Origin of the sequence: Companilactobacillus ginsenosidimutans, assembly GCF_001050475.1 — a bacterium.
GTDB classification, from domain to species: Bacteria; Bacillota; Bacilli; order Lactobacillales; family Lactobacillaceae; genus Companilactobacillus; species Companilactobacillus ginsenosidimutans.
The window spans coordinates 2,315,767-2,339,591 of sequence record NZ_CP012034.1 but is presented as its reverse complement, the minus strand read 5'-3'; the positions used below and the strand labels follow the sequence as shown (position 1 = coordinate 2,339,591).

Sequence of the window (23,825 nt, the reverse complement as noted above, 5' to 3'; positions counted from 1 at the left end):
ATATGACAAATAAATACAACGATGGTGTTTCAATGAGAACGATTGATTTGATTTTATTGCTAAACGACTTTAAGAAAAATAGTCGTGTGATGGTTGAAGAAAAGGACAAACGACTGGCTGTTGTGGACATCGATGTCCATGATGAGGCAGTTTATTTGAAGACCTCTGAAAAATTACGCGGACTACAAAATTGGGAATTTTTATTATTGCTTAACAAAAAGGAATATTATACCTTCCCCGTTTTTTACGAAGGCACAAAAAAACATCAACAACTCTTTGGTTTTAGAGTCGCTGATGATTGTCTGTTACTAGGTTAAATATTATTTAGTAGTTTTCTTATCGTCAGCTTGTAACTTCTTTGCTAAATCAATAATGTAAGATTTCAATTCATCCTTAACTTCTGGGTGAGTCAATCCATATTCAATGTTTGTTTTAACATATCCAAATTTATTACCAACATCAAAACGAGCACCTTTGAATTCATGGGCAAAAACCCTTTGTGTTTTGTTCATGCGATCGATGGCGTCAGTAAGTTGAATTTCTTTACCTGCACCAGGCTTTTGAGTGTCCAATAAGTCAAAAATCTCAGGTGTCAGTAAGTAACGTCCAATAATTGCCAAGTTACTTGGAGCATCTTCAACCTTAGGCTTTTCAACAAATCGTTTAACGTTGTATAGTCCAGGACGTTGTTGACCTTCTGGATCAATTACACCATATTTTGAAACTTCTTTCTTAGGAACTTGCATTACTGCAAGCGTTGAAGCGTGTGTTTCTTCAAAATCTTCGATTAATTGTTTTGTCAGAGGAACCTTATCTGACATTAAATCGTCACCTAGCATAACAACAAATGGTTCGTCAGCAATAAATGAACGTGCTTGGGCAATTGCATCACCTAAGCCATTTGGATGTGACTGACGGCTGTAATACAAGTTAACACCCAAATCAGTAGTATCTTGAACAACCTTCAATAATTCCATTTTGTTTTTCGATGCCAAATTTTGTTCCAATTCTGGCACTGAGTCAAAATGATCTTCAATTGAACGTTTGTTTTTACCAGTAATGATCAGAATATCTTCGATACCTGATGCTTTTGCTTCTTCGACAATGAATTGAATTGTTGGTTTATCAACAATTGGTAACATTTCCTTTGCAAGAGCCTTTGTAGCTGGTAAAAATCTTGTTCCCAAACCTGCTGCAGGGATTATAGCTTTTCTTACTTTCATCGTTATTCTTCTTCCTTTTCACGTGACTTTAAATAATTGGTTAGCTTACTTGTTTTTTTATGTAGGAAAGGTCCTTTACTGGACTCAGCGAAACCTACGTTAACCGCATTCCCAAATATAAAAATTGTTACCGTCATGTTCATCCATAATAGGAAAATAATAATTGCCCCAATGGTTCCATAGTTATTCCAGGCCGTCCCGAAATAATCCAAATAATATGTAAACAATTGTGACAATAGCAAGATTCCTATTGAAGAAATGACTGTACCAAGTAATACATAATGAATTTTCAAACGTACATTAGGTAAAAAATAGAATAAAGTGAAGACGACCAACATCATTATAGCAATTGCAATAGGCCATTTCCACCGTGAGAACTCGTTTAAAAAGCCCGGATCTAACCCAATCGTTGGCAATAACCACCTCATAATTGCTTGACCGAAGGTAAATATGCCCACTACGGCGACTCCGGCGACTAACATAACAAATGTGATCACAAACGCTAGACTTCTTCGAATTATAAAATTAAAGAAAGTCGTATTAGCATACAAACTATCGACATCAAAGCCATAGGCTTGATTCATGGTCATTTGCGTTATATTAATACCTCGAGAAATTGCCCAGACCGCCAAAATAATACCAATTGAAAGTACACCTTTATTTGAGTCAGACAATACTTTGACAATAGTTGGCATCATATAATTATGTAAATCCTTTGGCAAAATGAATTCGATGTATTCAACCACAGTCGGCTTATTCAAATGTAGTAACGGTATCAAATTTCCAATAATAATGACCGTCGGAAATAAGGCCAACAAAATATAGTAGGTAATCGCCTTAGATGCCAGCGAAACATTCGAGTCACCCAGTGCACTTCCTATATTCTTGACCAATCCCATAAATTTTTGCCATTTAGAAATATCTTGTTTGAATAGTGGCGTCTCTTTATGTGTTTGTTCTTTCATATTAATAAACCGTTATTTCAAAAGATATTTAGCATCATATTCTGGGTCTTGTGAAGTCAAAATCTTGGGACCATCTTTAGTAATTGCAATAGTGTGCTCATATTGAGCTGACTTAGTACCATCAGCTGAAACAAAGTACTCCCAACCATCTTCCTTTACAAACTTGTCATTAATTTCCCAAGTTCCTAAATTTACCATTGGTTCAATTGTAATAGTCATACCTTCACGCAACCTTAAACCAGTTCCAGCTTCTCCATAATGTGGAACATTTGGCAATTCGTGCATTGTAGGCTGGATACCGTGACCAATCAAATCACGGACATCCCCCATGTGATTCTCAGTTTCAACATATTCTTGAATTGCATGTCCAATATCACCAATTCTGTTACCAATAACAGCTTGATCGATACCGAGATATAAAGCTTTGTGAGTAACATCCATTAAACGCTGATCCTCATCAGAAAGTTCACCAACAGCATAAGTCCAGCAAGAATCACTTTCATAGCCATCAAGATTAACCGTCATATCAACCTTAACAACGTCACCTTTTCTCAAAATCAAATTTTTACGAGGAATACCATGTGCAACTTCATCGTTAACACAAACGCAAGTAGCAAACTTGTAACCTTCAAAACCCTTTTCCGATGGAGTCCCACCATGATCAGTAATATATTTATCCGCAAATTCTTCAATTTCCCAAGATGAGATTCCAGGTTTGATAATCTTCCTTAAACCGATATGAGTGTTAGCCAAAAGTTCGCCAGATTTTCTCATACCCTCAATTTCACGTGGTGATTTTAATGTAATCATATAAAAATAGACCTCTCAAACAAAAAGTTAACATAAGTATAACATTCAAAATTCAAGAGAGAGTGGAGGAAGCCGTTAAAATGCTGAGCATAGCCTAGAGGAGCGATTGATGCGGTTTGTGCATCCATCGATGCTCGTAGCTAAGCGGAGGCATTTGGCTTCCGGAACTCGTTTCGGCTACAAAAATAGACCGGTTATCAACCGAATCGGTAGTAAAGCAATTTCCCCGGAGCAATCAGCGGAGGTGAAATTACTATCCATCGAACTAAAAACCTACATTCAGATGTAGAAAATATCAAAACAGGGAAAGCCTAAAAATGGTTTTCCCTGTTCATAAACTGTTTAAACAATTTTTACCCTTTTCATAATTTCATCCAAATCCACTGCCACTAAACTAACTATTTTATCCGGATTACTCCTTTGTACGTCACTTAAACTCGTTGGCTCTGGCAATTTGCTAGCATCGTAAAGTGATAGTCCCAATGCTTCTGACGCTCTTAATAAGGCCTGGGCTGTTCCAGTACCATAAGTTAATGCACTCGGCACATCTGGAAATTCAACGCTGTATACCCCTGGATCATTTTCGGCGTCGTCTAGAATTGCTGGATAAGATACTTGTCTGCTCATTTTCTATTCCCCCCCTACTTAGTTTCTTCTCATTCAGTTTACCTTTGTTAATTCAGAATAGATTTAACACGGCTAAAATCGGTCAAATGTTGTCATATTTCAACCTTCCCAAGTAACTCCATCACCTATTTATTACCAATTTAAATGGTGGTACTTCGTTATTTTTGCTATAATATCCCAAGACTTTCAAAATGAGGCGACTATTAATATGACTAAAGTAAAAATCGTTTATGCCAGTATTACCGGTAATGATGAAGACATTGCCTATGTATTGACTGAAAAATTTGAACAACTTAAAGCTGATGTTGAGATGAGTGAAGTTTCTCAGACTGATCCTTCTGATTTCGAGGATGCTGATATTTGTGTTATTGCCAGCTATACTTATGATCAAGGAATCGTACCTGATGAGGCTCTTGATTTTTATGACGACATGCAGGACTTAGATTTAACTGGAAAAGTTTATGGCACTTGTGGCTCTGGTGATACTTTCTATGAGGATTTTTGTAGCGCAGTAGATGAATTTTCTAAAGTATTTGAGGAAGTTGGTGCTACCAAAGGTGCAGAACCTGTTAAAATTGAGTTGGAACCTGAGCAAGATGATATCGATAAACTAGATAAATTTGCTGAAGCACTATACAAAACTGCCAAGGAAATGGACATGTAAAAACATGGACGCAATTAAAAAGCATCGGGATTTTTTGATGTACTGCATTTTTGGATTTCTTGCATCACTGCTGAATATTGCAATCTTCAATATCGGTCACAACAATCTCCATATGCAGCTATGGGTCGCCAATACACTGGCATGGTTCATATCGAACACCTTCTCGTTTTTTGTAACGAAAGTGTACGTCTTTAGAACCGACATGAAAGATTATTCTAAATTATTACACGAGGGAACTTATTTTCTCGTGTCACGCATTTTGTCACTGATCATCGATGACTTATTCATGATTGTGGCGGTATTAATTTTACCTTGGAATAATTTGATAATTAAAGCTATTGACCAAGTTATAGTAGGACTATTCAACTATTTTTCATCGAAATGGATTTTCGACTACAACAATCGTCATTTACTTCAGAAACTTAAAGAAATTAGAGAAAAAAGAAAAGAGATTGAAAAATTATAATTTTTCAATCTCTTTTTGTTTATTCAAATTCATCTGGAGCGGTCTTAGTTTGACCGAAGTAATAACTAATTGAATCAAGAATTCTATCTGATGCTTTACCATCACCATATGGATTTTTCGCATTAGCCATACGGTCATATTCAGCTTTATCCTCAATTAAACGACTCATCTCGCGTTGAACGACTTCAGCGTCTGTTCCGACCAACTTCAAAGTACCAGCATCAACACCCTCTGGTCTTTCAGTTGTGTCACGAAGTACAAGCACAGGTTTTCCAAGTGAAGGAGCTTCTTCTTGAACACCACCGGAGTCAGTCATAATGAAGTAACTCTTTGATGCCAAGTTGTGGAAATCAACAACATCAAGTGGCTCAATCAAGTGAACACGATCAACATCACCCAAAATATCTTGAGCAGTTTGTTGAACAACTGGATTCAAATGAACAGGGTAAATTAGTTCAATGTCATCGTGCTTCTCAACAACATTTCTCATTGCTGTGAAAACTTGACGCATAGGTTCACCCTGATTTTCACGGCGGTGCATTGTAATAAGAATCATCTTCTTATCTGGATCGATAATGTCCAAAATCTTGTGATGATAATTCTTACTTACAGTACTTTGCAAAGCATCAATCGCAGTATTACCAGTGACAAAGATACCCTTTTGATGATGATTTTCCTTAATCAAGTTTGCCTTACTTTTATCAGTTGGGGCAAAATATAAATCTGCTAAATCGTCAGTCATTTGACGGTTCATTTCTTCTGGCCATGGAGAATATTTATTCCATGTTCTCAAACCAGCTTCAACGTGACCAATTGTTGTTTGGTGGTAAAATGCCGAAAGACTAGCACTGAATGTAGTAGTAGTGTCACCATGAACCAAAATGATATCTGGCCCTTCTTTTTCAATGATATCGTCTAACATCTTCAAAACTAAACCAGTGATACCACTTAATGTTTGACGTTCCTTCATAATGTTCATATCGTAATCAGGCTTGATTTTAAAAATCTCAAGAACTGAGTCCAACATTTCACGATGTTGTGCTGTAACCACAGTTACAGTTTCAAATCGATCTGAGTTTTGTTTCAATTTCAAAACTAATGGTGCCATTTTAATAGCTTCGGGACGAGTCCCAAAGACTGTCATAACTTTAATTTTTTTCAAAAATATCACCTCAACTAGTTAAAGAAATTATATCAGAAAAGTAATACCATAAGCTAATATATGTAATATAGAATTTAAGTTTACTTTAATCAAACTTTAGTATGATAAGTTTATATAAATATTTAGGTGAGGATAAAATATGATTAATATATTTTGGCTGATTATTGTTGGATTATTATTGGCACTTACAGCCTTTTTTTTAGTAATGGCAATCTACAATACAGTAATCAAAGCTGAGGGTACGAAATATTGGTGGTACATTTTTGGTTTTCTGATAATATTGGTTGCGTTTTCATTTTGGCCATATTACAACTTTTAATCACAAAGTGGTACGGCCCTATGTGTGAACTAATGCGAACTAGGCTTTTTATTGGAACGTTTTTCACTAATTAATGCATTTCAACGGCTAAATACTTTTAGAAATCATATATTAATTGTGGAGATTTTGCGTTAAACTAATAGATGTATTCTAAAGATGAATTTATTGGAGGACTTTCAATGGCTTTAACAAATGGAAACGAAATATTCAAACAAGCACGTGCTGGAAAATATGCTGTTGGTGCATTTAACATCAACGACTTGGAATGGACACGCTCAATTCTTGAAGCAGCCCAAGAAACAAACACACCTGTACTAGTTCAAACATCAATGGGTGCTGCTAAATATATGGGTGGCTACGAACTTTGCCTACACCTTGTACAAGACACAATCAAATCAATGGGAATTACAGTTCCTGTTGTTATGCACTTGGATCACGGTAACTACGAAGCTGCTAAAGAATGTATCGAAGTTGGTTACAACTCAGTTATGTTTGATGGTCACGACTTACCTTTCGACGAAAACCTTGCAAAGACAAAGGAAATCGTTAAATTAGCTCACGCTAAAGGTATTTCTGTTGAAGCAGAAGTTGGTTCAATCGGTGGTACTGAAGATGGTATCGTTGGTTTAGGTGAATTAGCTGATGTTGAAGAAGCTAAGACACTTAACGCAACTGGTGTTGATTACCTTGCTGTTGGTATTGGTAACATTCATGGTGTTTACCCTGACAACTGGAAAGGCTTAAGCTTCGACCGTCTTGAAGAATTAGCTTCAGTTATTGATACACCACTTGTACTTCACGGTGGTTCAGGTATTCCTAAGGAACAAATCATCAAAGCTGTTTCAATGGGTATCTCAAAAGTTAACGTTAATACTGAATTACAATTATCATTTGCAAAAGCAACACGTGAATACATCGAAGCTAAGAAAGATCTTGACATCGATGAAAAGGGTTATGACCCACGTAAATTGCTTGCACCTGGTGCAAAAGCTATTACAGAAACAACAAAGGAACGTATCGCTTGGTTCGGTACACCTTCAATCAAATAATTGATAATCAATCAATTTTAAAAGACAGTCCCTCAGGGCTGTCTTTTTTTGTTTGTCTTCAAATATACAAAACAAAAAACACATAAGTTTTCCATGCAGTGGTTGTGGTATGCACCCCACTAAGGACATCTTATGTGTTTTTTCAATTTCATTTTGTTTATTGTTATACTTTTTATGTTCCCTCCCGGAATTAACAACATCGGTGCATCGGCATTCCCGGCAAATAAGTGTGCAAAAAGTGTGCAGATTTTCAAAATAATACTCACATCTAAATCATAGATGTAAGTTATAAATTAGTAATATTCATTTAGCAGTTCTTGCCAAAGATCAGAAAAGTCCGAAATTGCAATTGTTAAATCATTAAGTTCATGCGTATTTGCATCATACGAACGACCTATCTTAAACTTAAATTCATTATCCAACAAAAACGTAATTATATTCCATAATTTGTATTCTTCACCTGAAAAAGTGTAAATATATCTATCTTCACAATTGGAAATTCGGTAGCCAGTTACCTTTGGTAAGTATGTATGTTCATCGATATAATTTTTAAATTTTATTAAAGTGTTTTCTCTATCTGACATTTTAAATTCCTTCTAAAAATGGCATAAATTATATTATAATTATGATACCATAACAAAGTATAGTGGGAAAATATAATGAAAAACAATATAAAAACTGTAATGCTGTTTTTGGCGATCCTGTTTGGGGGAATTCAATTTTTTAACTCTTCTCAGGCAAACGCAAGTGTAATTAATAATAATTCTTCGGACCAGACTGTGAGCGTAAATACAAGTAAATCTTCAATAGGAAAAAATCAATATTTTGATTTAACAGCTTTTCCAAATGTTACTAACGACTCGGAAAATGTTACTAATTCTTTAGCAATACAACCGTTAACTCAATCCGCAGAGGCATTAAACTGTAACTTAACCGTACAAGCAATAGAAAGTTCAAAAAGTTCGATTACATTAAGATGGACAATACGATCGGATTGGCCAACAATCGAGGTAACCGGTATGGCTGCGGTAGGTAGTAACAACCGCATATTATCTGGAATGTCGGCCATAGGAGTTGCAACGGGATATATTGACGATATTCCCGCTAAACGAGGCATAAATCAAATTCAAGTTGCAACCACGACTACACCAATCGGTGCTCAAGGAAGATTCTCGCCCGCAAATAATAGAATCTCAGCAAATAAAACTATTTACTAAAAATATAAATAATAACTAAAAATAATGGCTGTTCGTCAAATTAAGTTGATGGCAGTTTCATAGATCACTTAGACCATTATTGGTCTAGGTGATTTTTTTTGTTTAAGCGTTAGCGGGAATCCAAACCATTTGTAGTTTTATGCGAGTAATAAAGTTACCCAGGTTCTTGTATCCATAAGCTGAGTTCTTAATCTTTTTGATTCGTCCTATCATTCCTTCTACAACGCCGTTCGAATAACTATACTTAAGCACGTTCAATACTGGACCTCTATGTTTCTTAAATGTCTTGAATGTTGTGTCCATGGGATTATCTAGCTTCTTATATGAGTCTATAACTTTGTTAAGTTCCATTGCATTGCCTGTTTTAATGGCCTTCAGAGCAGACTGGTAAGTCTCGTATGTTTTCTTGAATGATTCGTCTAAGTCTAGACACATCGTAATTAAATTCAGTTCTGTTTCGTTATATCCAACACTTCTTTGGTAAACAACTTCCTTCTGTTCTATCTTTTCCCATGGTTTTAGGAATAGTTTCCATGCTCGTTTCATGAACCTGTAGGTTCGACTTAGTTTGGGCTGTGTTTTCATCACTTGAATACGCTTTGCATTCAATGATCGACTTATCATCTGAACGATATGGGATCTGTCCGCGACTATCTTTGCCTTTGGGAACAACTTAGGAACTAAGTTGATATGCCCAGCATTCAAATCAAGTGTAACGGTTCTAACACGTCTCCTGACTTTAAGAGGAAAACGTTCAAAGTATTTTTGAATTTGATATGATGTCCTCTTTTCAAGTATTTCACCGAGTCGTTTTGTATCGCTGTCACACCAAATAAAACTCATCTTATTTGTGGATTTGAACTTATCAAAGGCGATGTGTCTTGGTAAAAACTCTGTACTATGATCAAAGTGCTTTTCAGCTTCGATATCAATAACTCTCTGTACAGTTCTGTCAGAGACATTGAATCTACGAGCAATGTCTTTCAAAGAACTGTTGTGTGCAGCCTCTGTAAGTATCATCTGCCTAACTGGCTGTGATATCTGGCAGTATTCCCAAACAAAATCTGTTTGAGCAACAAAAATTGAATGACATGATTTACACAAATATTTTTGTCTCTTTAAGTGGATATAAGTTGGTCGAAGAGTAAGAAATGGTGCCACTATCAGGTTATTGATAAAACCGTTCTTAACAATTAATCCGGTATGGCCACAGTTAATCCAACGCGTTACATCGTAAGTTAGGGTGGCAAAATATATAAGCTTTTGATATTGTTAACGAATCTGATTTCACAGTCCCTATAAAACGATATATTTTCATCTTTAAATTCTAAAGCCAATTGTGTAGACTTATCTGAAGAGGGCATTATTCTAATCCTTTCGATTGTGGAATCTGTGGTGGGTGAAACAAAAAGAGATAGAATAATGTTCTTTTTGTTTCTCGTTATAAATATAAATGGTATACAAAAATAGAGCTGAAGGCAAAGTGCCTACCAACTCTAAATATCGTAAAACCATTAATATAACTGAAGCGTTCACATATGACTATCAGTGCTATGATTGTAAGTAAATATTGAAATTGAAGGTAGAGATTATGAGTAAACTTATTGGAATTACTGCGGATGTTTATTTAGGCACTACCTCAGTGATCAATCAAAAACGAGCCGACTTTGTACCTCATCCATTGGTCGAAGCAGTCTTAGCTGCCGGTGGAATTCCTGTTGGATTGCCCTATTTACCAGCAGATAAAATTGACACATTATTCGACCGCTTGGATGGAATAATTTTCACAGGTGGGCCTGACGTCGATCCCACATTCATGGGAGAAGAACCAATCCCTCAGTTAGCAATTACGGATAGACCTCGTGATATCTTCGAAATCGGTCTAGTTAAGATGGCCGCTGAAAAACATTTCCCAATTTTAGGAATTTGCCGTGGAACTCATGTGATTAATGTGGCGCTGGGTGGAACAATCTATCAAGATTTGAATGTTCAATATGGTGAGCCAAACTTGTTGAAGCATCATCAAGACGCACCGGGAAATCTGCCAACTCACCACGTATCGATTGCCCCTTCTGCTCTTCAAAATACTCTTGGAAATAGCGCGTACGTTAATTCACGCCATCATCAAGCTGTTAAGAAACCTGCAAATGGATTGAAAATTGTGGCGACTGCACCTGATGGTGTAATCGAAGGTATAGAAAACTCCGACGCCAGTATTCAAGCAGTCCAGTGGCACCCTGAGAATATGTGGCAGGACGATGCTAAAGAACTGAATTTATTTAAGGATTATATTAAACGTATCCAATAAAAAATGATGAGAATAATCTCATCATTTTTTTTATTAGTGTAAAATAGATTTATTAATTTTAGGAGCTGAATGTATTGAACAAAATCAAAGTTTCAAATAGCTTAAATTCTAACGTTTATAAGGACGGATTAGAAATCCGAACAACTGTATTCGTTGGTGAGCAAAACGTGCCTCAGGAGCTTGAAATTGCCGATGAAGATAATCGCACGTACACAACACTATATGTAAACGAACAACCTGCAGCAACAGCTCGATATTTTCCAACTGCGGATAACGGATTACATATTCAACGTGTGGCAGTCCTAAAAGAATTTCGTCACAAAGGACTGGCCTCAGAACTGCTCGATAAAATTGCGATTGACGCTAAGATTCAAAAGTTTGATTATCTTGTATTAGGTGCTCAAGATCAAGCAAATGGTTTTTATCAATCACTTGGTTACAAAGTTATTGGCGACCAATATGAAGAAGCTGGAATTTTACATCATGACATGCGCAAAGACTTATAATTAGTCTTTACCCTTTTTATATGTGAATCTAAACGCCCAATTAATTATCAGAAAAATAATTAATGGTGTTAGACTGTATAGCCACACAATTGGGCTGTCCATTCTTCCTTGCGATGCAAACCAACCAATCAAAAACACAACACTACAAAAACATACGAGATTAGCCATTCTGCGTGCTCTTCGTTGATCATTCTTCAAAGCTTTTTGTTGTGGTTGTTCTGATTTTGGTTCTTTCTCATTCATTTTTATTCACCTCATCAGTGTTTATTACCGTTAATTGTAACACCGTTATAAAAGAATAAAAATGACTTTTATAAATTTATTCATGTTAAAAATATAGACCTCACAATAGCATTCTGTGAGGTCTATATTAGTTTTAATTAGTTTTTCCAATTCGTAAATGATGTTTTAACGATGGCACGATTAGCTTATCTGACCATCCAATGATAATTCCTTGAATGAACATCGCCAGGATAGTACCTATTCCAACTGACAAAATATTTCCAGTAATGGCAAAACAGATAATCATAATTACAACTGGTGGCGTGTAACTGAACAATTGCCCCCAACCGGCTGATCCGTGAAGATATTTGAATCTCAATAAATATGCTAATTCATCATTGGGATGTTGGATTAAATTACAACGCTGATATATCGACGTTCCTGCTGAAACTCCAATCAAGCCTAAAATATCTATAATCAGTCTGACTACTATATTCATTTGATCAAACCCTAAAGGCTTATACGCCCAAGTGAAAAAACCAACCAAATAACTAAATGGCAATGAGAATAACAAGTTGGAAATAAAAATATGTGCATCAAATTTTCTCAATAATATCTGATTGGTAATTGAAACTAATACAGCGTACACAAATAACGTCGTTCCATATGGCACATGGATCAAACTAGAAATATTGACTCCAGAAGCCATCCAGACGGCACTTCCCATATTACTCGAAATCATTAGTGCATTTGCGGCGGCATCCAGTACAATGGCAAAACTTAAATAACCTAACCTCTTTTTAAAATGTTCCCCAACTTTTGGCAAAACTATCCCTCACTTCAATACTATGTTGATTATCATACTAGAATTACCAACAAAAAAACCGCACATGGCGGCTTTTTATAAATATTTTATTTTAATTGAAATACTGTAACTTGGCTTTGATCAACATAGTACGCATTTTCGTTACCATATTGAAGAAGAACTGTGCCGTCACTCATTGTTACACGTACTTTAGAATTCCTGATGATTCCATCTGGGTTAATCAACATCAATGGACTGATACCTTCAAGTGTTTGGAATCCGATTGGTTTCGAAATTTCGTAGTAGAAATTACCAGTCTCAATTTGAACAGCATGTGGCAATTGATACTGTGTAGTTGTATCGGTTGTTGCTGCTTGGGCAATTGGAGCTGTGAAACCTAATGTTGAAAACAAGCCTAATCCAACAATACTGCTAGTTAAGATCATCCTTAGCGTTTTTTTCATAAAATCACCTCAACTAGATTATATTATAGATTAATCAATAAATCAGTAGTTACAGATTAATATTTGTAAGCGGTAACTTTCCCGTTGATATACGTTGCTAAGTAAACTTCGGATAGCTTTAAATGATTCTCAGCAAGTTTGTGCTCAACCCATTCTTGGTCTTTTTCTAAAATATCCAGTTCATCTTGATTAACCTTTCCATCAAGCACGATTGGATATTTAATATTAGCTTCATTTCTCATAACTATTGTTAACTGTCCATTTTGCTCGAACACAGCACGCTTAACATCCCTAATATCAGTAACTCCAGATTGACGGAGTTTAAATGACAAATCACTGGCAGATAACCCACTCTTTAAAGCAAGATCGACATTGATATGTCCATTGGTGACGATCTGTTTAGGTGATCCATCGATTATTCTTTTGAAAAAATTATTGTGGTTAGTCAAAAATTTAGCTACGAAAACAATCAATGTCCAAATTAGTAATACCATCGAAAATTGTAGGAGTGATATTTGTTGATTATAGATCATACCACCAACAATTCCACCTAATACATAGTTTTGGACAGCATCCATAGCGTTTGTAGGAGCCAAATTACCCTTACCCAGTAAGTTTATCTGGATAACCATGAAAAAGAAGCCTATGACTAATTTTAGAGCCAAATCAGCGTATGATAGTTCCACTATTTCCCCTCTACTTTTGTAAATTTACGGTCTTAGTATTTAAAATATTAGCATTCGTCAAAGTATAACTATTTTGATTATTATCGAAACTCACGCGATAATAATATTTACCGTTCTTAATCAACATCCCCTCAGCAGGAGTCGATGTATTTGAATAAAGCTTTTTCACCGAAACATTTTTAACCTTAGCAACTGAGCGCATAAGTGTTAAAGTTTGATTGGTTTTGTTACTAATGTCCAATTGTTTTTCATAGTTGTTATAATTAATACCGATAAATAGTGCCGCACCCATGACAAAAATTATGAACAAATCACGATATTTGTTATCAGCTCGATTTCGGATATAACGATATCCAGTGAATAATAGTGCCGCCACTAATATTATCGTCACAGTTATAAAAACCACATTGGGAGTCGAATTTTGTTGTACCAAGTAATCATAAGAATAAAAAGTCATCTGCACCCTCCTGTATATAAGTATTATTTTAAACCAAATTCACCTTTTCTATAAAGGATTAAAAATTTGATTTTAGATGGATGCATCTGATATGTTATTCAAGCTAAATTTTGAGGAAATGAGGGAAACTATATGCCATCACCAATTGAAATGGATGAACAATATTATAATCACATCGTCAGAAACTTAAATCAACGTGGTGTGAAAATGGAAGACATCGCAGAGATAGTCATGTTTTTGGAAAAAGAATACGTCCATGGCCTGGATCAAACATTGGCCATCTACGCTATCAAGAAAGTACTTCACAAACGAGAAGCTCAAAATGCAATCATGACCGGAATCGAATTAGATATTTTAGCTGAGAAAGGTCTCCTTTCCTCGCCAATGCAACGAATCATGAAAACCGATGAATCAACTTATGGTGTCGACGAAAATCTCGCCATCACCTTGTCGAGCTTATACGGATCAGTTTCTGTTACTAACTATGGTTACGTTGATAAACTAAAACACGGAATTTTAGGTAAACTAAATGATAAGTCTACTGGGAAAATAAATGTTTTCCTTGATGACTTAGTTGGTGCAATTGCCGCCGCAGCTTGTGGGTGGTTAGCACATAATGAAACTAAGGTAGCAGATTACTTCGCTACTGGTGAATTGGATTAAAACAAATTAAAAGTCGATGACTCTCAAAGTGAGATGTCATCGACTTTTTTTATGGACCTTCAGTTATGGTCCATTCTAGCTGAGCAGAATATGTACCCGTTGACATTTTATTATCATGCAATAGTAATTTTAATCCCTGCCCTTTCTTCCATTTGAGAGAACTGAGGGGGATATTTGCTTCTGAATGTTCAACTTCCAAATCCCCATCAGTTTCCTGACTTTTAATTTCACCATTATCCCCGAAAAACTTTAATTCCGTATTAAGACTAGTGCTTCCCTTGTGAAATGGTGTTTTTTCCTTAACCATCAGTCTTGTATATGAACGTTTAATCCTTGAGTCAGATATTGAAACTCCCTCAAATATATCCCCACTGTGTTCGCACTCAAGAAGCTGATTTTTCGAATCCGATATAGCACGACCAAAATTAAAGTCTTTGGGACTTATGTTAATCGAATTAGTAATCTCATTATCTTGATTTTTAGAAAAATTAATCATTAATTCTTTTTCGAAAGATCGATCTCGATAAAATTGTACAAACGGCTTAAATTTAGCCAGTGATTTATATATTGGAATGAACTCTAACTCAAAATTTAAATAATGATTTTCTCCAAATTTAATATCGTCTAAACGAACATATGAATATTTTTGATCAACAATATTTCCACTTTTAGGTTTTACTTTTTCCCCATTAATCCTCAATATCACATTTTTGCTCAGCAATGGAATTTTAAAATATAACATTCCTCCGTCTGTGTTTCCTTTTAAAATCGTTCCATTAATTGATAATTTATCTCCTTCTGAAACGTTATTTACTGTTTGTTGTTCGAATTGTCCAGATATTTCCCCTTGCTGAAGATCTCTAATAAACACTTCTAAAGGATTGCGTTGTACAACATGTACTTTTGCTTTATTTGTTGTTATTTGTAGTGCAGGAGTATCTGAATTTGGTTTCGAAAATGTCATTATTGCATAATACTCCGTCCCATCGTCAGAAAGTTGGATATCCGATTGAGAAAAATCAAGATTATCATCATTAGAAATCGGAATTTCCTTTCCATCCTTACTATTTGGAAGTATTTTATACCATTTTATTGAATCAGGTGGATTTTCCGGATTCCAATGGATTCTGAAAGTTACAGGCTGGAACTGTTTTACGGTTTGATCGTCCAACCCACCTCCAACAAAAATATCGTTTTTGCCAATGATTGTATCTCCCGAGTTATTAATATATCTTACTGTGACGGTAGCACGGCCAGTTTGCCCATCATTGTTTGCAGTTATCTCCCCAGTTGACGCATTAATTGTTGCAAGCCTTTCTTTGTCAATCTCCCACGAGACCAGATTTGCCACTGCTCCACTTGGTTGTAACTCAGCAACAGCATGACTAACAGAATGAACATTAGGCTGATTATACAAATAATTACTATCAAATTTTACTTCAGCAGAAGTTGCACTAATTGGCACTGAAGAAGTTCTGACCTTAACAACATTAGTATAAAAAGAAACACTTCGATCTACAATGAACATTACATGATAGTAATTAGTAAGCTCCAGCTGATAATACATTATCCCTGTTGATTTTGGTGTGACTGAAAGGTTAATATCATTCTGACCCATCATAGGTTTCCAATTATATTTATCTTTTGACTCGTACCATTGATACGTAGTTTTTGTATGTCCAGCTCTATCCAAGAAAGTTAAATCAAATTTTGGTTTAATATCCACACTATTATTCAAAAAAGTATTCATGTCATGTGGTTGAGTACTAAATCCAGATAACTGAGAGTATGGTATATACTCAGATGGTTTCTGATAATATGGGTTTGCAGTGGATTCCGGTTGAGAAATTACATCAGCCTTGACCGGTAAAGCTTGTTTTACCAAAACAACGCCAAAAATGACTAGATTCGATATGAGTAATGTAATGAATAATTTATTAACGATAATCATTTTTCCATCCCCTCATAGAAAATATATTGATATCAGTATCAACATATTACATCACACTCTTTTCTAATTGAACTAATATATATAAACTTATACATAGTGGATTGCATATCACATTGTTCATTAATATGTATTAACATCGAACTAATACGGATTCATTTGTACAATAAGGATTCTTACTTCAATATTTTTTCTGATATGTTCACATATTTGATTTACCTATTAAAATTTAAATTCATAAAAATAAATTTCAACAAAAAAATACCTTCACTGACTTTTCAGTCAATGAAGGTATTTTGCATTTCTATGGTGCTGAAGTAATCGTCCAATCGAGTGTAGTTGTATAATTACCAACTTGAATTGCAGCGTTTGATAATTGTAATTTTAATGTTTGAGAATTATTTGGACCAATGGAAGGAACTGATACATCATCTTGTGTGCTTGAAATTTGTTGATCAGCTGTATTCAATTGTGTCATTTCGCCGTTGTTATCAAAGCTCAATATTGCGGCTAAATCATGACTACCATTATTGAATGGAGCATTTTGTCTTAACGTAATAACTTGCGCATTCTTATCACGTCTATTGTCTGTCACGTTAAGTAAGTAGTTACCGTCAATTGTTCCGTTAACTTGGTCACCAACATCGCCGTACGTCAGAGTTCCAAAATTAACATTATTTGCGTCAGCATGAAGTAATCCATCAATGAAATCAAGAGTTAATCCTTCACCATTGTACGTATCCAATGCATTGCCACTAGAGTCTTTTCCAGATAATTGAGCAGTGGTTGTAAATTGCTTATTTGTTGCAGTGTTTGATGTGAAATCTAGTTCAAATGTATGTTGTTTTTGTGATGTAAAATCGATATTTTTAGCAGTAATTGCTGCATTTCCATTTCCATCAGGAACCGGCATACCATAGTTATATTCTTTACCGTCAATGTACAAAGTGGTATTGGAAATATCACCTGGCATAGTTAGTGAAAATGTACCATTAGCTAGATTGGAATCAGCATTCTCATCATTTATTGTTCCGGAAATTTTAGCTTGATCTCCTGCCATAACGTTGGTTAATTCATGGTCTGTGTTTCCGTCGTTATTCGTAAGATTTTCCATCTTGCTTGAAATTATGACTTTCGGAGTTCTATCAACGTTCACATTTAAATTAGCTTTATTTGTTGTAATAGTATTTAAGTGACCATCAACCGTTGCTTTAATCACCGCGTAATATTTCGTACCTGAATCAGCGACTGTTGTTGCAGGAGTTGTATATGAGCTACTTGTTCCGCTTGAGATAACAGTATCCTTGTTATTTGTGTCCACTTTATGCCAAACAATTGAATCTGGAGTGGCACCGAAATTACCTTTGATGTTAAACGTTGCAGTCTTACCTTGATCAACAGTTTGATCATTTAATCCACCACCGATTTCAACATTAGTGGAAGCAGTAACTGGATCAGCTTTGTAATTTATCATAGTACCTGTAACTTTAACAGTACCAGATAAGCCTTTAGTATTTGCTGTGATTTCACCGGTCGTTGGGTCAATTGTTGCTAAATTATTGTTATCAATTGACCATTGCAATGTACCTGTTGAATTTGCAGGAGTTGGTGTTGCGTGAGCATGGGTCGTCGCAGAAGTTGACTGATTATTATATAGATAATTATCATCAGTAGTTACATTTAATGCTGTTGCGTTAATTGGATCGGGCAGTGTTTGAACTGCAACAACATTAGAATAATAATATGAGTGTAAAAAGACAGGCGGAATCAAATAGTACTCAAATGATTGTTGGTAATATACAGTTCCAGTCTGGGTTGGGGTTACTGTTAAATTTGCAGTCTTTCCATTTGTAACTGGTGTCCAAGTAACACCATTATTTGTAGATTGATACCACTGAAAATGGTCATTGCCTAAAACATTGAGGATATCCAAAACTGAATGAGCTGTCGCTGTGGTTAACGTTTTAGGGTTATCAACATAAGTATACTGATCCGTCGGTTGCAAACTGAATCCAGTATTCATATAAATACCAAATAATCCAATTGGTGTTGCACTCGGACTACCCTTACCTGGAACCTTAGTTGCAGCATCCGCAACGTTTTGAGATGTAGGTGCATCATCATGTTTACCTGAAATACCGAACACTAATAGAACTGTCAATAGTGCTGCTAGTATGTATTTTAGTTTTTTATTATTCATCACAACACACCCCTCCCTTTAATACTTTATTTTACCACATGACACTGATTTGTTAATATTTGTAAAATTAAATTTTAATGTATTAAGTCAATTTTTGCAATAAATAATCATTTTTGTATCAAAAAAAACGTTGGATACTGTTCCAACGGCTTTTATTTGCTTATGCTGGTGCGTCTTTCACTGTCCATAGCAATGTTGTTTTGTAGTCTGTGTACTTGATACTTCCGTGATAGATAAACAATCTCAATCCGACATTATAATCATTTATTAGTGATCCCACTGTATCACCTTGGTTAGATTTGTGGATTATTGCTGCTTGATCACTCATTAGCTGATAAGTTCCGTCAGGATTGTAATATCTCAATTCTGATGCCAATTCGCCTTCATCGGATGTGAATGGATTGTCCTGAGACAAAAGAATTTGTTTTGGATCTTTATTTCGGCGGTTATCTGTAACACTTAGTATATCGGCACTATCCTGTCCATCAATTGTACCTTTCACTGGTGTTCCAACGTTGGAATATTTCAGAGTTCCGTAGTCCACGTCATGTGCGTCCAGTTGTAAATCATCGTCCGTAAAATTGATAGTCAATGTGTTTCCTTGATATATATTTGGTAAATCATCTCCCGCAGCGTTAGCGCCAACTACGGTCGGAGCTGTAGTTAAAACTAGGTTGTCGTTATCTTCAGCTGGAACTGTGATTTCAAATGTGTGTGAATTATTTTTTTGCATATCGATTTCAATGAAAGTTAAATAATTCATATTTGAATCATCTGGGTCACGCGTGGTTGTATATTGATCAGTTTCCTCACCATCAAGCTTGGCACTCGTTGGATTCATATTTGCTGGCAACTTAATTTTTAGCCCTGCGTGAGTCATCTCAGTATTAACATTTTCATCGGAAAAGCTTCCCTTGATTACTAATTCATCACCGGAAATCACACTGAATACCTCTGTATCATCTGCATTGTGGTTGTCATAACTATTGTTGTAGACGTTACTTTTGATAATAACTTTCGGTATCACATTTGGGATAACCTTTAAATTAGCTTGATTTGTGGTAATTGTATTGGTTTGTGGTGAACCATTTTGATCATTTTCAGTTACCTTGATGACTGCGTAAAACTTAGTTCCGTCATCTGTGTAGACTGTTTCGGGAGTTGTGTAGCTGAGACCAGATGCTCCAGAAATTACCGAATCCTTACCATTGACAACTTTGTGCCATGTAACTGAATCCGGTGCTTTGTCAAACGTACCTCGCACTTCAAAGTCTGCCGTCTTACCTTCATCAACTTCTTGATCATCTAATCCACCACCGATATCAACAGTTGTTGTTCCTTGAATTTTTCCACCATCACTATTGGTTAATGTACCAACGACTGTCAGTTTTCCCGAGACTCCGTTGGTGTTGGCGGTGATGAGTCCAGTCGTGCTGTCAATTGTTGCTAAATCAGTATTATCTATTGACCAACTGAGTTTAGCTGTGGAATCAAAAGGATCAGGCACTGCATGCGCATATGTTTCACTGGCATTTTCTTGGTTATTAAATAAGTAATTATCTTCAGTTGAAACCGTCACATCAATGGCATCCTTAGGTTCTGGGAAGGTTGTGACGAAAGCTAATTTGGAATAATAACCACTTCTTCCGCCCCAGAGTAATCTTCCACGGGTATATGATTGTTGGAAATATTCTGTTCCAACTTCGGTCGGATCAACCGTCACATTTTTGTTAGTCATACTCGATGGTTGGTCCCACGTTGAACCATCAGTTGAGTGGTACCACTGATATTTATATGAGTACACGGAAGAAATTGCATCCAACAACGTAATGTGAGTATCAGTTGATAATGTAATTGGTTGACCGATATAAGTATATTGATTAACTGGTTGTAGTGTAAATCCTGAAGTCCAGTACACAAACAAGAATTTTATAGGATCTGAACTGGGTTTATTTGGCGGTGTGATAGTTGTATCATCCGCCTGGACAATATCAGGAGAATTGCTGTTGGAAAGATTTGTAGAACTAGAAATACTAACGAACGTTAAAAAAGATAATAATGCTATGAAAAATAGTTTTGTCTTCTTCAGCTTCATAATATTTCCTCCTAATATATTTTGTATAATATGACGAGAATATCACTCGTATAACATTATTTTATTATATATCTCATAAGTTATCAATAATTATAAGCATTCAAAAACGCCTACAAATCAACGTTTGTAGGCGTTTTCAAAAATTTCATATTAATTATAATTATTGATCTATAAGCTGTTTATTTTAATTTAGAAACGGCTTCTTCAATTGTCTTACCGTTTGCGCTTGAATTGATATTATTCTTGTCGATTACGGTAAACAATTGAGTATCAGTATTTAGTAATACACGATATTTCATATCATTTACCTCCTTTATATTTGTAACTTGATTGATATTCTAATCGGTTTTGATAAATAGTCAATCAAATTGTCTTATGAAGAATAATTACTGTCAGTAATTTAAAAATATTAGGCGTTAAACTTGATTATTTTGTCGTAAATATGAATAGATTGGTAACGTGTGGATAAAATTACTTATTATAATTTTCTTCTTGATCTAGTTTTTTGTTGATTTGCTTTTGGCGTAGATTGATTGGAATGAATATTGCTGCCATGATAATGGCTGATAGAATTGCTGAGCTAATAAACATTATTACTAAAGTTGCTACAAAATATCCAATTCCAACGTTTTGATAGTACCTACCATAATTATAAAAATTTGTTACACCACCCACAATTGTGATGATTCCAGCAACGGAAAATAATGAGATTACTATACTTATTTTGGATATATGACCAATACTGTTACCAGATGCTATGTATCTAAAAATCATATATATTGGAATTGCACCTAAAATGTATAATTCCGTTGAATAATTTTGAAAAGAAACATGTGATATGTCTGATTTATAAATGATATCTAATATAAGAAATGGCACTAAGATATTGATAATCTCTTTTGATATCTTTCCCTGAAATTTTTGTAAACGTTCATCTACAATTTTTTTAGCCATGGTTTTCTCCCCAGAATATGTCATTTAATGTTTTGTCTAGTGTCTTACAAATTGCTATACATAGGTTTAGTGATGGATTGTAGTTTCCTGATTCTATTAAACCTATGGTTTGGCGAGTTACTCCAACTTTTTCTGCCAGTTGTGCTTGATTTAGGTCTTTTTCTATTCGGGCTATTTTTAGCTTTTTGTTTTTCATTGAAGCAATCCTTTCTCGAGACTAATGTAATATATATGTGTCTTTAAGCTTATTAAAGTTGGCATTTTGTTTGTGTCAAGTTGCAAATGGTTTTTTTAGACAAAAAAAGAACTCTTCCGAAGAAGAGCTCTTTTTTGAATTTAAGTGAATAATCAAGCCTAGTAAACACGCTCCACTTGATTATAGTGGAAACGCGCAAAAAACACTGAAACCTGCACATAAGTCGCCCAGAGCTGCGGGGGTGTTACACAATGCTTTCAAGTTTTTGAGGTTTACTATTTTGCAGATTGTTGGAGTTTAAAAGAATTTTTGAACATGATGGGGTCTTGGTAGTTCACTTTTGCGTAGCGGAAACGCTAAAAACAAAACTGACCCACACATATAAGCTGCCCAGAGCTGCGGGGGTGTTACGCACCCCTCTCCGCTATGGTCATCTTATATGCATGGGTCAAGTTCGTTTTGTTTTTGGCTCTTTGTTTTCATGATCCCTCCCGGAATCGAACCGGGGACCTACTGCTTAGGAGGCAGTTGCTCTATCCTGCTGAGCCAAGGGACCGTTTTTGGTGGCTCTTTTTATCGTGCCACCAATGAATTTTATTGTAAAGGTTTTTTGGGCTTGTGTTTTCCTTTGTTCTTTTGATCGCGTAGTCGTTTCTTTTGTTTTGGCTTTGGTTTGCTTTGTGCTGCCACTGCTTTTTTTCTCTTTTGATATGTGTTCTTGTCTGAGAATGTTCCGTCGTGATTTAGGAATACTTTTTTGATTTCCAAATCGTTGAAATCTTGTAAGTTACGGAAGTCATGGCTATTTCCGAAGGTTACTACGTCACCAGATTTACCCATTCGTCCAGTTCTACCTGCACGATGTAAGTATTCGCTATTGTTTCTTGGAATCATGTAGTTGACTATTGTCGAAATATCATCGATATCCATACCACGAGCAGCTACATCAGTCGTTAACATCAAAGTAACTTTTCCGCTACTAAATAATTGCAAAGCTTGTTTTCTTTGTTGTGATGACATCTTACTGTCGAGCACCACGAAATTAGTTTTCGCGTGTTCCAAATCAGATGAAACTTTGTGCAAAGAACGAGAATTGTTGAAAAATACGATTCCCAAGAACTTCTTGTTGTGCGCCATCTCACGAATCAGAATGTTCTTCATCCCGTCGCTACCAGTGTTAATGAAATAGTGTTTGATTCCGGCAGTATACGAGCGGTCATAACGTTGGTCAATCATCATGAAATCTTGACCAAACCATTTTTTCATATCCTTGAAAATTTCGTTGCCAGTTGCTGAGAAGAATGTTAATTGAACGTCTGCAGGCATAAGGTCAATTGTTTCTCGTACTGGTTCAAGTTTAGTGTCATTTAACATTTCATCTGCTTCATCAACAATTACAGTCTGGATGTTGCCTAATTTAATCTTCTTTGAATCAGTTAGTTCCTTTAAACGTCCTAAAGTAGCAACTAAAATCTCAGGTTTTTCCTTCAACTTTTTCAATTGGCGAGTGGGGTTTGCCCCACCGGTAACAGCTTGAACAGAACAACCAACTAATTTAGCTAGTGGTTGAATAACTGTTCTTACTTGAATCGCTAATTCCTGTGAAGGCTCAAGAATCAAGACTTGTAGGCCGTCACCTGGAACCAAGGTTTCAATCATTGGCATAGTGAATGCTAATGTTTTACCTGATCCAGTTGGTGCCATGGCAATTAAATCCTCACCTTCCTTAAATGGAAGATAGACGGATTCTTGAATCTTTGTCAGGTTTTCAAAACCTTTTTCTTCAAAATACTTTTTATAAAGTGTTGGTATGTCCAAT

General features: G+C 35.6%; 27 protein-coding genes and 1 tRNA gene. 9 read left to right on the top strand and 19 right to left on the bottom strand.

Features of this window, described 5'->3' with window-relative positions; all coding sequences use genetic code 11:
- Nucleotides 1-2: 2 nt before the first annotated feature.
- Nucleotides 3-317, top strand: coding sequence for a hypothetical protein (locus ABM34_RS11645; protein ID WP_048705927.1), 315 nt, complete (start codon nt 3-5; stop codon nt 315-317).
- A 3-nt stretch (nt 318-320) separates the two neighbouring features.
- Here ABM34_RS11645 and galU read toward each other — a convergent pair whose 3' ends face one another.
- From galU to ABM34_RS11620, 4 genes are all read right to left on the bottom strand, one after another.
- Nucleotides 321-1,223, bottom strand: a complete 903-nt coding sequence (gene galU, locus ABM34_RS11640; RefSeq protein ID WP_048705926.1) for a UTP--glucose-1-phosphate uridylyltransferase GalU — start codon at nt 1,221-1,223, stop codon at nt 321-323.
- A 2-nt stretch (nt 1,224-1,225) separates the two neighbouring features.
- Entirely contained in the window at nt 1,226-2,188 is a 963-nt protein-coding gene (locus tag ABM34_RS11635) for a YihY/virulence factor BrkB family protein (RefSeq protein WP_048705924.1), read from the bottom strand.
- Between the two features lie 12 nt (nt 2,189-2,200).
- The gene (gene map / locus ABM34_RS11630; protein WP_048705922.1) at nt 2,201-2,998 is read right to left on the bottom strand and encodes a type I methionyl aminopeptidase; all 798 of its coding nucleotides are present in this window, start codon (nt 2,996-2,998) and stop codon (nt 2,201-2,203) included.
- Between the two features lie 342 nt (nt 2,999-3,340).
- On the bottom strand, nt 3,341-3,625 hold the full coding sequence (locus ABM34_RS11620; protein WP_053084473.1) for a type II toxin-antitoxin system HicB family antitoxin: 285 nt from the start codon (nt 3,623-3,625) through the stop codon (nt 3,341-3,343).
- A gap of 208 nt (nt 3,626-3,833) precedes the next feature.
- Here ABM34_RS11620 and ABM34_RS11615 point away from each other — a divergent pair, with 208 nt between their 5' ends.
- Both ABM34_RS11615 and ABM34_RS11610 read left to right on the top strand, forming a co-directional pair.
- Nucleotides 3,834-4,289 (top strand): flavodoxin, encoded by a 456-nt coding sequence (locus ABM34_RS11615; RefSeq protein ID WP_048705919.1) that lies wholly within the window; start codon nt 3,834-3,836, stop codon nt 4,287-4,289.
- Between the two features lie 37 nt (nt 4,290-4,326).
- Entirely contained in the window at nt 4,327-4,755 is a 429-nt protein-coding gene (locus tag ABM34_RS11610; protein ID WP_232298596.1) for a GtrA family protein, read from the top strand.
- 19 nt (nt 4,756-4,774) lie between these two features.
- Here the strand turns inward: ABM34_RS11610 and wecB are convergent, their stop codons facing one another.
- Nucleotides 4,775-5,917 carry a non-hydrolyzing UDP-N-acetylglucosamine 2-epimerase gene (gene wecB, locus ABM34_RS11605; protein WP_048705916.1) on the bottom strand — a complete coding sequence of 381 codons (1,143 nt, stop codon included), beginning with the start codon at nt 5,915-5,917 and terminating at the stop codon, nt 4,775-4,777.
- Nucleotides 5,918-6,056: 139 nt separating this feature from the next.
- Between wecB and ABM34_RS11600 the strand changes: the two genes are divergently transcribed.
- Both ABM34_RS11600 and fba read left to right on the top strand, forming a co-directional pair.
- Nucleotides 6,057-6,236: a hypothetical protein gene (locus ABM34_RS11600; protein ID WP_048705914.1), complete on the top strand. Its 180-nt coding sequence runs from the start codon at nt 6,057-6,059 to the stop codon at nt 6,234-6,236.
- Between the two features lie 179 nt (nt 6,237-6,415).
- Nucleotides 6,416-7,285 carry a class II fructose-1,6-bisphosphate aldolase gene (gene fba, locus ABM34_RS11595; RefSeq protein ID WP_048705912.1) on the top strand — a complete coding sequence of 290 codons (870 nt, stop codon included), beginning with the start codon at nt 6,416-6,418 and terminating at the stop codon, nt 7,283-7,285.
- A gap of 293 nt (nt 7,286-7,578) precedes the next feature.
- Here the strand turns inward: fba and ABM34_RS11590 are convergent, their stop codons facing one another.
- Nucleotides 7,579-7,869 carry a hypothetical protein gene (locus ABM34_RS11590; protein ID WP_048705910.1) on the bottom strand — a complete coding sequence of 97 codons (291 nt, stop codon included), beginning with the start codon at nt 7,867-7,869 and terminating at the stop codon, nt 7,579-7,581.
- A 75-nt stretch (nt 7,870-7,944) separates the two neighbouring features.
- On the opposite strand from ABM34_RS11590, the gene ABM34_RS11585 reads away from it, so the two are divergent.
- On the top strand, nt 7,945-8,502 hold the full coding sequence (locus tag ABM34_RS11585; protein ID WP_048705909.1) for a hypothetical protein: 558 nt from the start codon (nt 7,945-7,947) through the stop codon (nt 8,500-8,502).
- A 102-nt stretch (nt 8,503-8,604) separates the two neighbouring features.
- On the opposite strand, the gene ABM34_RS11580 is transcribed toward ABM34_RS11585, so the two are convergent.
- Nucleotides 8,605-9,696: an ISL3 family transposase gene (locus ABM34_RS11580; protein WP_232298641.1), complete on the bottom strand. Its 1,092-nt coding sequence runs from the start codon at nt 9,694-9,696 to the stop codon at nt 8,605-8,607.
- Between the two features lie 397 nt (nt 9,697-10,093).
- Here ABM34_RS11580 and ABM34_RS11575 point away from each other — a divergent pair, with 397 nt between their 5' ends.
- Nucleotides 10,094-10,810, top strand: coding sequence for a gamma-glutamyl-gamma-aminobutyrate hydrolase family protein (locus tag ABM34_RS11575; RefSeq protein WP_048705907.1), 717 nt, complete (start codon nt 10,094-10,096; stop codon nt 10,808-10,810).
- Between the two features lie 74 nt (nt 10,811-10,884).
- Nucleotides 10,885-11,316 (top strand): GNAT family N-acetyltransferase, encoded by a 432-nt coding sequence (locus ABM34_RS11570; protein ID WP_048705905.1) that lies wholly within the window; start codon nt 10,885-10,887, stop codon nt 11,314-11,316.
- Here ABM34_RS11570 and ABM34_RS11565 read toward each other — a convergent pair whose 3' ends face one another.
- The 5 genes from ABM34_RS11565 to ABM34_RS11545 all read right to left on the bottom strand — a co-directional run bounded on the left by ABM34_RS11565 (nt 11,317) and on the right by ABM34_RS11545 (nt 13,950).
- The gene (locus ABM34_RS11565; RefSeq protein WP_048705904.1) at nt 11,317-11,559 is read right to left on the bottom strand and encodes a hypothetical protein; all 243 of its coding nucleotides are present in this window, start codon (nt 11,557-11,559) and stop codon (nt 11,317-11,319) included.
- 133 nt (nt 11,560-11,692) lie between these two features.
- Nucleotides 11,693-12,364 carry a DUF6198 family protein gene (locus ABM34_RS11560; protein WP_048705902.1) on the bottom strand — a complete coding sequence of 224 codons (672 nt, stop codon included), beginning with the start codon at nt 12,362-12,364 and terminating at the stop codon, nt 11,693-11,695.
- 86 nt (nt 12,365-12,450) lie between these two features.
- The gene (locus ABM34_RS11555; protein ID WP_048705899.1) at nt 12,451-12,807 is read right to left on the bottom strand and encodes a hypothetical protein; all 357 of its coding nucleotides are present in this window, start codon (nt 12,805-12,807) and stop codon (nt 12,451-12,453) included.
- 56 nt (nt 12,808-12,863) lie between these two features.
- Nucleotides 12,864-13,493: a DUF421 domain-containing protein gene (locus ABM34_RS11550; protein ID WP_048705898.1), complete on the bottom strand. Its 630-nt coding sequence runs from the start codon at nt 13,491-13,493 to the stop codon at nt 12,864-12,866.
- A gap of 10 nt (nt 13,494-13,503) precedes the next feature.
- Nucleotides 13,504-13,950, bottom strand: a complete 447-nt coding sequence (locus tag ABM34_RS11545) for a DUF3290 family protein (protein WP_048705896.1) — start codon at nt 13,948-13,950, stop codon at nt 13,504-13,506.
- A 132-nt stretch (nt 13,951-14,082) separates the two neighbouring features.
- On the opposite strand from ABM34_RS11545, the gene ABM34_RS11540 reads away from it, so the two are divergent.
- Nucleotides 14,083-14,613: a phosphatidylglycerophosphatase A family protein gene (locus tag ABM34_RS11540; RefSeq protein WP_083988316.1), complete on the top strand. Its 531-nt coding sequence runs from the start codon at nt 14,083-14,085 to the stop codon at nt 14,611-14,613.
- Nucleotides 14,614-14,662: 49 nt separating this feature from the next.
- Here ABM34_RS11540 and ABM34_RS11535 read toward each other — a convergent pair whose 3' ends face one another.
- The 7 genes from ABM34_RS11535 to ABM34_RS11505 all read right to left on the bottom strand — a co-directional run bounded on the left by ABM34_RS11535 (nt 14,663) and on the right by ABM34_RS11505 (nt 23,824).
- Nucleotides 14,663-16,564: an Ig-like domain-containing protein gene (locus ABM34_RS11535; protein ID WP_048705894.1), complete on the bottom strand. Its 1,902-nt coding sequence runs from the start codon at nt 16,562-16,564 to the stop codon at nt 14,663-14,665.
- Nucleotides 16,565-16,865: 301 nt separating this feature from the next.
- Nucleotides 16,866-18,764, bottom strand: coding sequence for an autotransporter outer membrane beta-barrel domain-containing protein (locus ABM34_RS11530; RefSeq protein WP_157023331.1), 1,899 nt, complete (start codon nt 18,762-18,764; stop codon nt 16,866-16,868).
- 157 nt (nt 18,765-18,921) lie between these two features.
- Nucleotides 18,922-20,856 carry a protein-tyrosine phosphatase family protein gene (locus ABM34_RS11525; protein WP_048705891.1) on the bottom strand — a complete coding sequence of 645 codons (1,935 nt, stop codon included), beginning with the start codon at nt 20,854-20,856 and terminating at the stop codon, nt 18,922-18,924.
- Nucleotides 20,857-21,327: 471 nt separating this feature from the next.
- Nucleotides 21,328-21,810, bottom strand: coding sequence for a DUF6773 family protein (locus ABM34_RS11520; protein WP_048705889.1), 483 nt, complete (start codon nt 21,808-21,810; stop codon nt 21,328-21,330).
- Nucleotides 21,803-22,006: a helix-turn-helix transcriptional regulator gene (locus tag ABM34_RS11515; RefSeq protein WP_048705888.1), complete on the bottom strand. Its 204-nt coding sequence runs from the start codon at nt 22,004-22,006 to the stop codon at nt 21,803-21,805. The genes ABM34_RS11520 and ABM34_RS11515 overlap by 8 nt, the downstream gene beginning before the upstream one ends.
- 482 nt (nt 22,007-22,488) lie before the next feature.
- A tRNA-Arg gene (locus tag ABM34_RS11510) sits at nt 22,489-22,562 on the bottom strand.
- Between the two features lie 38 nt (nt 22,563-22,600).
- A complete protein-coding gene (locus ABM34_RS11505; RefSeq protein WP_064505420.1) occupies nt 22,601-23,824 on the bottom strand; it encodes a DEAD/DEAH box helicase in 1,224 nt (407 codons plus the stop codon).
- Between the last annotated feature and the right edge of the window lies 1 nt (nt 23,825).